General features: G+C 60.3%; 11 protein-coding genes. 2 read left to right on the plus strand and 9 right to left on the minus strand.

What is annotated here, in order from left to right:
• Nucleotides 1–15 precede the first annotated feature (15 nt).
• The gene (locus LOY55_RS25235; protein ID WP_046026687.1) at nt 16–240 is read left to right on the plus strand and encodes a hypothetical protein; all 225 of its coding nucleotides are present in this window, start codon (nt 16–18) and stop codon (nt 238–240) included.
• A 259-nt stretch (nt 241–499) separates the two neighbouring features.
• Nucleotides 500–1,948 carry a sensor domain-containing diguanylate cyclase gene (locus LOY55_RS25240; RefSeq protein ID WP_223523234.1) on the plus strand — a complete coding sequence of 483 codons (1,449 nt, stop codon included), beginning with the start codon at nt 500–502 and terminating at the stop codon, nt 1,946–1,948.
• A 205-nt stretch (nt 1,949–2,153) separates the two neighbouring features.
• Here the strand turns inward: LOY55_RS25240 and lpxC are convergent, their stop codons facing one another.
• From lpxC to murD, 9 genes are all read right to left on the minus strand, one after another.
• Nucleotides 2,154–3,065 (minus strand): UDP-3-O-acyl-N-acetylglucosamine deacetylase, encoded by a 912-nt coding sequence (gene lpxC, locus LOY55_RS25245; protein ID WP_008060300.1) that lies wholly within the window; start codon nt 3,063–3,065, stop codon nt 2,154–2,156.
• Between the two features lie 112 nt (nt 3,066–3,177).
• A complete protein-coding gene (gene ftsZ / locus LOY55_RS25250; RefSeq protein WP_046026689.1) occupies nt 3,178–4,371 on the minus strand; it encodes a cell division protein FtsZ in 1,194 nt (397 codons plus the stop codon).
• A gap of 71 nt (nt 4,372–4,442) precedes the next feature.
• Nucleotides 4,443–5,702 carry a cell division protein FtsA gene (ftsA, locus tag LOY55_RS25255; RefSeq protein ID WP_109787529.1) on the minus strand — a complete coding sequence of 420 codons (1,260 nt, stop codon included), beginning with the start codon at nt 5,700–5,702 and terminating at the stop codon, nt 4,443–4,445.
• Between the two features lie 15 nt (nt 5,703–5,717).
• On the minus strand, nt 5,718–6,587 hold the full coding sequence (locus LOY55_RS25260) for a cell division protein FtsQ/DivIB (RefSeq protein WP_046026691.1): 870 nt from the start codon (nt 6,585–6,587) through the stop codon (nt 5,718–5,720).
• Nucleotides 6,588–6,591: 4 nt separating this feature from the next.
• A complete protein-coding gene (locus LOY55_RS25265) occupies nt 6,592–7,548 on the minus strand; it encodes a D-alanine--D-alanine ligase (protein ID WP_046026692.1) in 957 nt (318 codons plus the stop codon).
• Complete coding sequence (gene murC, locus LOY55_RS25270) at nt 7,545–9,005, minus strand: UDP-N-acetylmuramate--L-alanine ligase (RefSeq protein ID WP_109787527.1); 1,461 nt, start codon at nt 9,003–9,005, stop codon at nt 7,545–7,547. The genes LOY55_RS25265 and murC overlap by 4 nt, the downstream gene beginning before the upstream one ends.
• Complete coding sequence (gene murG / locus LOY55_RS25275; RefSeq protein ID WP_046026694.1) at nt 8,998–10,068, minus strand: undecaprenyldiphospho-muramoylpentapeptide beta-N-acetylglucosaminyltransferase; 1,071 nt, start codon at nt 10,066–10,068, stop codon at nt 8,998–9,000. Before murG ends, murC begins: the two co-directional genes overlap by 8 nt.
• Nucleotides 10,058–11,275 (minus strand): putative lipid II flippase FtsW, encoded by a 1,218-nt coding sequence (gene ftsW, locus LOY55_RS25280; protein ID WP_046026695.1) that lies wholly within the window; start codon nt 11,273–11,275, stop codon nt 10,058–10,060. Before ftsW ends, murG begins: the two co-directional genes overlap by 11 nt.
• The gene (gene murD / locus LOY55_RS25285) at nt 11,272–12,618 is read right to left on the minus strand and encodes a UDP-N-acetylmuramoyl-L-alanine--D-glutamate ligase (RefSeq protein WP_077431281.1); all 1,347 of its coding nucleotides are present in this window, start codon (nt 12,616–12,618) and stop codon (nt 11,272–11,274) included. The genes ftsW and murD overlap by 4 nt, the downstream gene beginning before the upstream one ends.
• Nucleotide 12,619: the final 1 nt, after the last annotated feature.

Genomic DNA, 12,619 nt, shown 5'->3' on the forward strand with positions numbered 1-12,619 from the left:
AAGAAGGTTTAAAAGATGTCCAACATTACGGGTACTGCCAGCGCTTTCGTTTTGTCCTCATTGTTTCTGTCTCCGTTCGCAATCGCGGAAGAGTCGCAGACGTTCGTCACGCAAAATGCCGCACGTGCCGCCGCCTACGATCAGTATCAGAGCGAAATGACGGCCAAGGCTGAAGACGCCGCGCAAACCCCTCAAGCGTCCACTTCTGCGACCCAGCCGCGGGTTGAGAAAGACAGCTGACTCATCGAACGATTCTGTTTCCCTCGACACTTTTCATCGGCTCTTCCCTTTGAAAAGTTGTCTTCAAAGCCGCTGCTATCAGCGGTTTTTTTTCATTGGGGGCTAGCGCAAGTGCGTTCCCGCTCAATGTCTTCTAAGCTTGAATAAGTAAAGGCCAGCGCGTTTTGCTGGCCTTTTTTATGCGCCTCAAACAGACATCAGCCCCATGCCAGTGAGCCACCCCCAATACCTTTCAGGCAAGACCGGTCGGCCTGAGCTCATGGTGATGCTTGGCAGCTTGCTGACGGTGATCGCGATTCTCAGCATCGTTGCCTTTCTGCTGATCCGCGAACACGCCAACGCCCAACAATCCGCCACCCGCAGTGCGACCACCATTGCGCAGTTGATCGACGCTGACGTGCTGCGCACCGTCGAGCTCTACGACTTGACCCTGCAAGGCCTGATTGCCGCCTCGCAACGCGAAGACCTGAAACAGGTTTCGCCGCAGATTCGTCACATGGTGCTGTTTGATCGCTCCACCACGGCGCGCTTCAAGGGCGACATTCTGTTGCTGGACCAGCACGGCGAAGTCATTGCCGATTCATCGCTGATCGAGCCCAAGCCCGGTAACTTCGCGGACCGCGACTATTTCCTCGCCCATGCGTTTAACCGCGACACCGGCATGTTCATCAGCCGCCCGTTCAAACCGCGCTGCGACTGCGACGACAGCGAGGAATGGCGGATCAGCTTCAGTCGGCGTATCTCCTCGTCCACGGGCGAGTTTCTAGGTGTTGCCGTGGCGTCGATGCGCCTCGCGTACTTCGAACAGTTATTCAACAGCCTGGACATCGGCAACGACAGCACCCTGAGCATCATCAATGACGACGGCATTCTGCTGGCGCAAAAGCCCCATCTGATCAACGACCCCATCGGCAAGAACTTTGCCGGTCGGCCCAATATCGTGCGCATCCTGCGTGAGGGCGCGGGCAGCTTTGACAGTGTGTCGAGCGTCGATCACCTACAACGCCTGTACACCTTTTCCAGGGTCGGCAACCTGCCATTGACGGTCATCGTCGCGCTCTCCGGCAACGAAGTGTTCGCCACCTGGAAGCGCACTGCGCTGGTGATCAGCGGTGCCACCGGCGTCCTGTGTATCGGCCTGCTCTGGCTGACCTGGCTGCTGTGCCGCGAACTTCGCCTGCGCCATCATGCCGAGCTGGAACTGGCGTTACTGGCCGCCACCGATGCCTTGACCGGTGTCGCCAACCGTCGAACCCTGGATCAAACCCTGCGTCACGAGTGGTTTCGCGCGCAACGCTCCGCAAAACCGCTGTCGGTGATGATGATCGACGCCGACCACTTCAAGGCGTTCAACGATCGACATGGCCACCAGGGCGGCGACGATGCGTTGCGGGCCGTCGCCAAGGTGATCTGCGCCAATGTGCGACGGCCAAGTGATTTGGTGGCGCGGTACGGTGGTGAGGAGTTTTCGGTGATCCTGCCGGAAACGGACACTGCAGGGGCCCGGCAGATCGCTGAAAAAATACGCACGGCGGTGGAGCAGATGCCATTGGTGGCGGGCGATGAAACACCGATTACTGTCAGCATCGGAATCAGCACCTGGACGACAGAAAAAGAAATCAGCCTGGAACAACTGTTGTTTGTGGCAGACAAGGCGCTGTATCAGGCCAAGGAAGGTGGGCGAAATCGGGTGGTGGCTTCGCAGTGAATCCTGCGTTGCAGCGGAGGGCCTCATCGCGGGCAAGCCCGGCTCCCACAAGTAATGCGTCGGACCTAAATCTGTGCCTCTCCAAATAACCTGTGGGAGCCGGGCTTGCCCGCGATGAGGCCGGAACGAACATCGCATTACTTTCCCAAGGGCATAAAAAAAGGCCACCCGAAGGTAGCCTTTAAAAACTAGAGAGGTTTTTTGCTTACACGGCCGCGACTGGACGCATGTAAGAGATCGGTGCAGTGCTGGCGTCTTCGAAAGTCACGACTTCCCAAGCATCTGTCTGCTCAATCAACTTGCGCAGCAGCTGGTTGTTCAATGCATGTCCGGACTTGAAGCCCTTGAACTCACCAATCAGGCTATTGCCCAGCAGGTAGAGGTCACCAATTGCATCGAGGATCTTGTGCTTCACGAATTCGTCTTCATAGCGAAGGCCGTCTTCGTTCAGTACACCATCCGCGTCGACCACAATAGCGTTTTCAACGCTGCCGCCGAGTGCGAGGTTGTGCTTGCGCAGGTACTCGATGTCACTCATGAAACCAAAGGTACGGGCGCGGCTGACTTCTTTTACGAACGAAGTGCTGGAAAAATCCACGCTTGCACTTTGTGTGCGGTCACGGAAAACCGGGTGATCGAAATCGATCTCGAAGCTCACTTTGAAACCTTCGAAAGGGACGAAAGTGGCGCGCTTGTCGCCATCTTCCACTGTCACTTCACGCAGGATCCGGATGAACTTCTTGGCTGCGTCCTGTTCTTCCAGGCCGGCCGACTGAATCAGGAATACGAAAGGTCCGGCGCTACCATCCATGATCGGTACTTCGGACGCGGAGAGCTCGACGTAGGCGTTATCGATGCCCAGGCCAGCCATGGCCGAGAGCAAGTGCTCCACCGTGTCCACTTTGACGTCACCGTTAACCAGTGTGGTCGACATAGTGGTTTCGCCAACGTTTTCTGCGCGAGCAGGAATCTGCACCACAGGATCGAGGTCAGCACGACAAAACACAATGCCGGTGTCGATAGGCGCGGGCTTGAGGGTCAGGTAAACCTTTTCCCCGGAGTGCAGGCCTACACCTGTGGCACGGATAATATTTTTCAGTGTGCGTTGTTTAATCATGGCTTGGGCCGCTTCAGCGCAAATTGCGAACTGGTATCAACAAAGGCTGGCGATAATAGCAGACCAGACCTTTGCTGAACACCAATCAACTTCATAGCCCTGATACATTCCATCAATCAGCCTGACGACGCAGGAAAGCCGGGATGTCCAGGTAGTCCAGATCATCTTGCGGATTCATCTTCGCGGCAGTCGCAGCACCGGCCTGAGCCTGGTTGCGCATGACGGTCGGACGGTCCAGGTCACGGTAGTTTACCGCCGGTTGATCCTGACGAGCGGGCGCCGATTGTTGCGGCTGCGCGGCCATCGAGGTGTGAACGGTGTTGTCGATGACCTTCACAGGCTTCTCGATTTTTGCGCCCAGACCTGTGGCAACCACAGTCACGTGCAGCTCGTCGCGCATGTCCGGATCGATAACGGTACCGACCTTGACCATCGCGTGCTCGGAAGCGAAGGCTTCGATGATGCTACCCACGTCGGAGTACTCACCCAGGGACAGGTCAGGACCGGCGGTGATGTTCACCAGGATGCCGCGTGCACCTTGCAGGTTCACGTCTTCGAGCAACGGGTTGCGAATGGCCGCTTCGGTGGCCTCGCGTGCACGGTTCGGACCGCTGGCGCAGCCAGTGCCCATCATCGCCATGCCCATTTCGCTCATCACGGTGCGCACGTCGGCAAAGTCGACGTTGATCATGCCCGGGCGCTTGATGATGTCAGAGATACCGCGAACGGCACCGGCCAGCACATCGTCAGCCTTGGCGAATGCGGACAGCAGGCTTGCGTCCTTGCCAAGGATGGTCAGCAGTTTCTCGTTCGGAATGGTGATCAGCGAGTCAACGCTTTCCGACAGCAGGCGGATGCCTTCGTCGGCGATCTGCATGCGCTTGCGACCTTCGAACGGGAACGGACGGGTCACCACCGCAACGGTGAGGATCCCCATTTCCTTGGCCACTTCAGCAATGATTGGCGCAGCACCGGTACCGGTACCGCCGCCCATGCCAGTGGTGATGAACACCATGTTGGTGCCCTGCAGGACTTCGGCAATGCGCTCACGGTCTTCGAGAGCGGCCTGACGACCTACTTCAGGGTTGGCGCCAGCGCCCAGACCTTTGGTCACGCCGGTACCCAGTTGCAGGATGGTCCGCGCGCCGATGGATTTCAGCGCCTGGGCATCAGTGTTGGCGCAGATGAATTCAACGCCTTCAATGTTGCTCTTGACCATATGATTCACGGCGTTTCCGCCGCCACCGCCAACACCGATAACTTTAATAACCGGGCTTGCGGGGATGTTGTCTACGAGTTCGAACATTTTCCCTCTCCTTTGCATTCTCTAGTTTTTTCGCCTACTGCCTGTATCTACAACGGTGCTGCGGTAAATCTTTAGAAATTGCCTTGTACCCAGCTCTTGATGCGATCGAGCAAGGCGGCTTTCGGTTCGTCATTGCTGTAGTTGTCGCGGCTGCTGATGCCCGAGAACGAAATCCCGTCGGACTGCTTTTGCAGGCCGTACATCAACAGGCCAACGCCAGTGGAATAAATCGGGTTGCGGACCACGTCGTCCAGGCCCTTCACGCCATGCGGCACGCCCAGGCGGACCGGCATGTGGAAGATTTCCTCCGCCAGCTCGGTAGCGCCTTCCATCTTCGACGTACCGCCGGTCAGCACGATGCCGGCCGGGATCAGGTCTTCGTAGCCGCTGCGGCGCAGTTCGGCCTGGATCAGCGTGAACAGCTCGTCGTAACGCGGCTCGACCACTTCGGCCAGGGCCTGGCGGGACAGCTCGCGCGGTGGACGGTCGCCAACGCTTGGAACCTTGATGGTTTCACCGGCACCGGCCAGTTTGGCCAGGGCGCAGGCGTAGCGAATCTTGATTTCTTCGGCGTACTGGGTCGGGGTGCGCAACGCCATGGCGATGTCGTTGGTCACCTGATCGCCCGCAATCGGGATCACGGCGGTGTGACGGATCGCGCCTTCGGTGAAGATGGCGATGTCGGTGGTACCGCCGCCGATGTCGACCAGGCACACGCCCAGCTCTTTCTCGTCATCGGTCAGGACCGAATACGCAGAAGCCAGTTGTTCGAGAATGATGTCGTCGATTTCCAGGCCGCAGCGGCGCACGCATTTTTCAATGTTCTGTGCAGCGTTGACGGCGCAGGTGACCACGTGGACCTTGGCTTCCAGACGTACGCCGGACATGCCCAGTGGCTCACGAACGCCTTCCTGGTTATCGATCACGTAATCCTGCGGCAGGGTGTGCAGCACGCGCTGGTCAGCCGGGATCGCCACGGCCTGGGCTGCGTCGAGGACGCGCTCAAGGTCGGCCGAACTGACTTCGCGATCGCGAATGGCGACGATGCCGTGGGAGTTCAGGCTGCGGATATGATTGCCGGCCACGCCGACAAATGCCGAGTGAATGCGGCAACCGGCCATCAGCTGCGCTTCTTCGATAGCCCGCTGGATCGACTGCACGGTGGACTCGATGTTCACCACCACGCCTTTCTTCAGGCCACGGGACGGATGCGTACCGATCCCGACGATTACGAGCGAGCCGTCGTCCGCAACCTCGCCCACCAGCGCCACCACCTTGGAGGTGCCGATATCGAGACCGACGATCATTTTGCCGCTTTGCACGTTTGCCATGGGTCCTGCCTCTTCTTAATTCTTCGCGACAGCGGGTTGGGCTGTCGTGGGCGCTACAGGTTCCCGCCAGCCAACAGCGAGGCCGTTGGCGTAGCGCAGATCGATGCGCGCAATGTTCGTAATCTGTTCTTTAAGCGTCTTGTCGTAGATGGCGATAAAACGGCGCATCTTTTCCACCAGGTTGCCGCGCCCCAGCAGCAGTTCGATCCCGGGACCGGCACTGCCGGCGCCGGTGGTCAGGAACCAGCTGCCTCGTTCACGCAATTCCAGGCGTGCAATCGAGAAGCCCAGCGGCCTGAGCAACTGGCTCAACACCTGGTATTGCTGCATGACCTGCTGTTGAGCCCGTTGTGGGCCGAACAGCTGTGGCAAATGTTCGTAGTTCGCCAGCTCGCGCGGCGTGAACGCCTGTCCCTGGTTGTTCAACAGCGATTCATCACCCCAGCGGGCCACCGGCAGTTGTTCTTCGAGGCGGATCACCACTTGATCCGGCCACACCCTGCGCACTTCGGCGTGGGCAATCCATGGCATGGTTTCAAGCTCGGTACGCATGCTCTCCAGGTCGATCGTGAAGAAGCTCGACGCCACGTACGGGGCGATCCGCTGCTGCACGGCTTGCTGGCTGATGTAGCTCAAATCACCTTGCACGTTGATCTTGGTGATCGGCCGGTCGGCGTACGGCAGCAAACGCTGCGCGCCTTCGTAAGTGCCAAACCCCAGTGCAACCAACAGCACCGGCCAGAACAAGGCCTTGAGAAAACCAAAATTGGCTTTCGGCAGGCGCATAGACATCGGCTCTTTGGCCACCATTCGGCTGGCACCCCGAGGCACCGGCTTGCGGCCGGGTGCTGGAGGGGGCTGATGTCTTAGCTGCGCGCCTTGCATGGTCTTAACCTCTTACCTCGAAACTGGCTGCCAGGATGGCCAGAACCAGTTGCTGGAAATCCAGACCGGCGGCACGGGCCGCCATCGGCACCAGACTGTGATCGGTCATGCCCGGCGCCGTGTTCACTTCCAGGAACCAGAACTGCCCGTCGGCATCCTGCATCACGTCTGCCCTGCCCCAACCGGCGATACCCAGCGCCTCGCAGGCTTTCGCCGTGAGGTCCATGAGTTCTTTTTCCTTGGCGCTGTCCAGCCCGCACGGAATGCGGTACTGGGTATCGTTGGCGATGTACTTGGCGTCGTAGTCGTAGAAGCTGTGCGTCGTGCCCAGGGCAATCGGAGGCAACACCTGGTCACGCAGGGTGGCGATGGTGAACTCCGGACCGTGGATCCATTGCTCGACCAACACTTGCGAATCGTAGGTACTGGCCGCTTTCCAGGCGTCGATCAATTCGGACGCGGAACTCACTTTGGCCATACCGATACTTGAACCTTCATGGGCCGGTTTGACGATCAAAGGGAAGCCCAGTTCCGTCGCTGCCGAAATACAATCGGCTTCGCTGCTCAGGACGGCATGACGCGGTGTTGGAATACCCAGGCTGTGCCAAACCTGCTTGGTGCGCAGTTTGTCCATGGCCAGCGCCGAAGCAAGAATGCCGCTACCGGTGTAGGGAATGCCCAGGCATTCGAGCAGGCCCTGCATGCTGCCGTCTTCACCGCCACGACCGTGGAGGATGACGAAGGCGCGGTCGATCTTTTCGTTGAGCAAACGCTGCAGCAGGTCATCGCCGACGTCGAGGCCAAACGCATCCACACCGGCACTTTGCAGTGCGGCGAGTACCGCGTTACCTGACTTCAGCGAGACTTCCCGCTCGGCACTCTTGCCACCGAACAGCACGGCGACACGGCCGAAATCTTTCGGCGCGACGGTGGAGACGAGGTTGGCGTAAGCAGCAGTCATTTCAACTTCCCCACGCTTGGCGCAGCAACAGCGCCAGCGAACAACGGACTGTTCAACAGTTTTGGTGCGAGACCACCGATATCACCGGCGCCCTGGCACAGCAGGATGTCGCCGGCACGCAGCAGCGGCTTGACCACTGGCGCGAGGTCGACACCGCGCTCGATGTAGATCGGGTCCAACTGCCCGCGCTGACGAATGCTGTTGCACAGCTTGCGGCTGTCAGCACCCGGAATCGGCTCTTCGCCGGCCGGATAAACTTCCATCAGCAACAGAACATTGGCGTCGGCCAGCACATTGACGAAGTCGTCGTACAGATCGCGGGTGCGGCTGTAACGGTGCGGCTGGTAAACCATCACCAAACGGCGCTCCGGCCAGCCACCGCGTACGGCTTTGATCACAGCGGCGACTTCGGTCGGGTGGTGACCGTAGTCGTCGACCAGCATCACGCTACCGTCTTCGACCGGCAGTTCGCCGTAGACCTGGAAGCGTCGGCCGACACCCTGGAACCCGGACAGGCCCTGGACGATGGCTTCATCGCTGACGCCCTCGTCAGTGGCGATGCAAATGGTGGCCAGCGCGTTCAATACGTTGTGGTTGCCCGGCATGTTCACCGACACATCGAGCGGCTCACAATCAGGGCGCAGAACCGTGAAGAACGTCTGCATGCCTTGCTGACGCACATTGATGGCGCGCACGTCGCAGTCATCGCCGAAGCCGTAGGTAACGGTCGGACGTTTGACCAGCGGGAGGATTTCACGCACCACCGGATCGTCCAGGCACACCACGGCCAGACCGTAGAACGGCAGGTTGTGGAGGAACTCGACGAAGGTTTTCTTCAGCTTGTTGAAGTCACCGTCGTAGGTCGCCATGTGGTCGGCGTCGATGTTGGTGACCACGGCCACCAGCGGCTGCAAGTGCAGGAAACTGGCGTCGCTTTCGTCGGCTTCGGCAATCAGGTAGCGGCTGGTGCCGAGCTGGGCATTGGTGCCCGCGGCATTCAGACGACCACCGATGACGAACGTCGGGTCCAGGCCACCGGCCGCGAACACCGAAGCGATCAGGCTGGTGGTGGTGGTTTTGCCGTGCGTACCAGCGACGGCGATGCCGTGACGGTAGCGCATCAGTTCGGCCAGCATTTCGGCGCGCGGCACCACCGGAATACGGCGTTCCAGCGCGGTCGCGACTTCCGGGTTGGAGGTGTTGACGGCGCTCGACACCACCAGCACATCGGCAGCGGCAGCGTTTTCGGCGCGGTGACCGATGAAGATCTGCGCGCCGAAAGATTCCAGGCGCTCGGTGACCGGCGAGGCTTTCAAGTCGGAACCGGACACGTCGTAGCCCAGGTTCAACAACACTTCGGCAATCCCGCACATGCCCACACCGCCGATACCGACGAAGTGGATTTTACGGATGCGGCGCATTTCCGGTTGCGGCATGGCTTTCTGATTCTCAACCATGGGCCACCTCCAGGCAGGTATCGACCACGTTACGGGTGGCATCGGGTTTGGCCAGGCGGCGTGCGGCCGTGGCCATATCGTTGAGTCGTTGTGGTTGCATCAGGACCTCTGTCAGGCGAGCGGCAAGATCCGCTGCGCCAGTCGTTCTTTGCGGCATCAGGAAGGCAGCGCCTTCACGGGCCAAATAATCGGCGTTGCGGGTCTGGTGATCGTCGATCGCGTGGGGCAATGGCACCAGCATCGAGGGCAGACCGGCGGCGGCCAGCTCACTGATGGTCAGCGCACCTGCGCGACACACCACCAGGTCGGCCCAGCCATAGGCTTGGGCCATGTCTTTGATGAAAGGCTGCACTTGCGCCTCGACGCCAGCCGCGCGATAGCGCTCTGCAGTCACTTCATCATGGTTTTTGCCGGCCTGATGGAACACTTCCGGACGCAGGTCGGGGGCGACTTGCGACAGGGCTTCAGGCAGCAATTTGTTCAACGGTTCTGCGCCCAGGCTTCCACCCAGGATCAGCAAACGCGCCTTGCGACCGGCCAGGGCAGGTCGTGCCGTTTCGAGGAACAGCTCGGTGCGCACCGGGTTACCGGTGGTCCGACGGCTGTCCGACAGGGTAAAGGTGTCGGGGAACGCTTCACAGACCCGGGCGGCCAACGGCACCAGCAACCGATTGGCGGTACCGGCCACAGCGTTCTGTTCGTGAACGATCACCGGCACGCCGGCCAGTTTGGCGGCAACACCACCAGGACCGGTCACATAACCACCGAAGCCGACCACGCACACTGGCCGCAACTGGCGAATGATCGCCCGCGCCTGCCAGACGGATTTGAGCAACATGAACGGGGCCTTGAGCAGGGACAATTTGCCCTTGCCGCGCAAGCCGCTGGCGTTGATGCGGTGCAGTTCGATCCCGGCCAGTGGCACCAGGTCGTTCTCGATACCGCGGGGTGTCCCGAGCCAATGCACGGTGTAACCGCGGGCCTGGAATTCGTGAGCGCACGCCAGCGCAGGGAACACGTGGCCCCCGGTGCCGCCCGCCATGATCAATACGTTAGCGCCCATGGGGTGGCTCCTCGGCGAAGTCGCTCTCATGGAACTCCATCTCTTCACTGCCCAGGTGGGTTCGACTCTCCCACTCGATGCGCAGCAACAAGCCGAGACAGGCACAGCAAATCACCAGCGAGCTACCGCCATAGCTGAGGAATGGTAGCGTCAGGCCTTTGGTCGGCAGCAGGCCGACGTTCACACCGATGTTGATCAGGAACTGACCAATCCACAGGAACGACAAGCCATACGCGATGTAGGCGGCGAAGAATTGCTTGGCCTTCTCGGCCCAATAACCGATGTACATGCCACGAATACAAACAAAGACGAACAGGGCCACGGTGCACAGCGAACCGACGGCGCCCAGTTCTTCAGCCAGTACCGAGAACACGAAGTCGGTGTGAGCTTCCGGCAGGTAGAACTGTTTCTGCACGCTGTTGCCCAGGCCAACGCCAAACCACTCACCGCGACCAAACGCGATCAATGCTTGCGACAACTGGTAGCCAGCACCGAACTGGTCGGCCCACGGGTCGGCAAAGTTGGTCAGGCGCGCCATTCGATAGGGCTGCACTTGAATCAACAGCACCACCGCCGCGACCGCCAGCACCACCATCAAGGAAAACCGGAACAGCCCGACTCCGCCCAGGAACAGCATGGCCGCCGCCGCCCCCATCATCACGACGGTGGCACCGAAGTCCGGCTCCATCAGCAACAGCCCTGCCATGGGCAGCAGCACGATGAACGGCTTGAAGAAGCCCATCCAGCTTTCACGCACTTCTTTCTGGCGACGCACCAGGTAGCCGGCGAGGTAGATCACCACGAACACCTTGGCGATTTCGGAAGGCTGAACGTTGAAGAAACTGAAGCCGATCCAGCGCATCGAACCGTTCACTTCACGGCCGATCCCCGGAACGATCACCATCACCAGCAAACCGAACGCACCCAGCAGCATCAGCCAGCCCAGGCGTTGCCAGGTGGCGATCGGAATCATCATGGTGATGACGCAGGCACCCAGACCCAACACCACGTAGATAAGGTGGCGAATCATGTAATACAGCGCACTGCCCGACTGCACCGCCCCCACTTCGGTCGATGCCGATGCAATCATCACCAGCCCCAGGCCGATCAACGCCAGGCAACCGGCAAGCATCGGGAAATCGAGGTCGATACCGCGCCCGGTGATGATTGGCGACGGGTAAGGCTTGATGATGTTCAACAGGCTCATGCCAGTTCCTCCACGGCTTGGACGAACTGGTGACCACGGTCTTCGTAGTTCTTGAACATGTCGAAACTGGCGCAGGCCGGCGACAGCAGCACCACATCACCGGGATGGGCAGCAGCGCGGCATTGCTCCACGGCTTCAATCAGCGAGCCAGCGCGGATCAGCGGCACGGCATCGCCGATGGCCTCGCCGATCTTGTCGGAATCACGGCCCATCAGGATCACGGCGCGGCAGTTGGCCGCCACCGGATCACGCAGGTCATTGAACTCGGCGCCCTTGCCGTCGCCACCGGCGATCAGCACGATCTTGCCTTCGATGTCCGCACCCAGGCCTTCGATGGCAGCCAGGGCGGCGCCAACGTTGGTGGCTTTGGAATCGTTGTAATAGCCGACGCCATCCAGGTCACGGACCCACTGGCAGCGATGTTCGAGGCCGGCAAAGCTGCGCAGGGCCGTCAGCATGGCGTCGAATGGCAGACCGACAGCGTGGCCCAGCGCCAATGCCGCCAGGGCGTTGGACTGGTTATGGGCGCCACGAATTTTCAACTCGCGCACCGGCATCAGGTTCTGGAATTCGAACGACAGGTATTTCTCGCCGTCTTCTTCGCGGATACCGAAGGCCTTGAAATCAGGCTTGCTCAGACCGAAAGTCCAGCACGGCTGGCCCTCACCCATCAACGGACGGCTCAGGGCATCCTGACGGTTCACTACAAACTGTTTGGCGCCACGGAAGATCCGGTGCTTGGCCAGGTGATAGGCCGGCAGACCGCTGTAACGGTCCATGTGGTCTTCGCTGACGTTGAGCACGGTCGCCACTTCGGCGTTGAGCTGATCGGTGGTTTCGAGCTGGAAGCTCGACAGTTCCATCACGTACAGCTCGATGTCATCGCTGAGCAGGTCCAGTGCCGGCGTACCAAGATTGCCGCCGACGGCAACACGCTTGCCCGCCGCAGCCGCCATCTCCCCGACCAGCGTGGTGACGGTGCTTTTGGCGTTGGAACCGCTGATGGCCACGATCGGCGCCTTCGCGTTACGCGCGAACAGCTCGATGTCGCCGGACAATTTCACACCTCGGGCGGCGGCGGCTTGCAGGGCCGGGGTCGCCAGCGCCAGGCCGGGGCTCACGTAGAGCTCGTCGGCACGGCAGAGGAACTCGACGTCCAGCTCGCCACAACGCACTTCCACGTGCGGATAGTCACGCTTGAGCGTGGCCAGTTCCGGTGGATTTTCCCGCGTATCGGCGACAGCAAACGACGTGCCCCGGTTCGCCAGGAAGCGAACCAGGGACATGCCGCTCTTGCCGAGGCCGACAACGATGCGGAAGTGGTCAGAAGCGATCAGAGACACG

This window comes from Pseudomonas sp. B21-040 (assembly GCF_024748695.1).
Taxonomy (GTDB): domain Bacteria; phylum Pseudomonadota; class Gammaproteobacteria; order Pseudomonadales; family Pseudomonadaceae; genus Aquipseudomonas.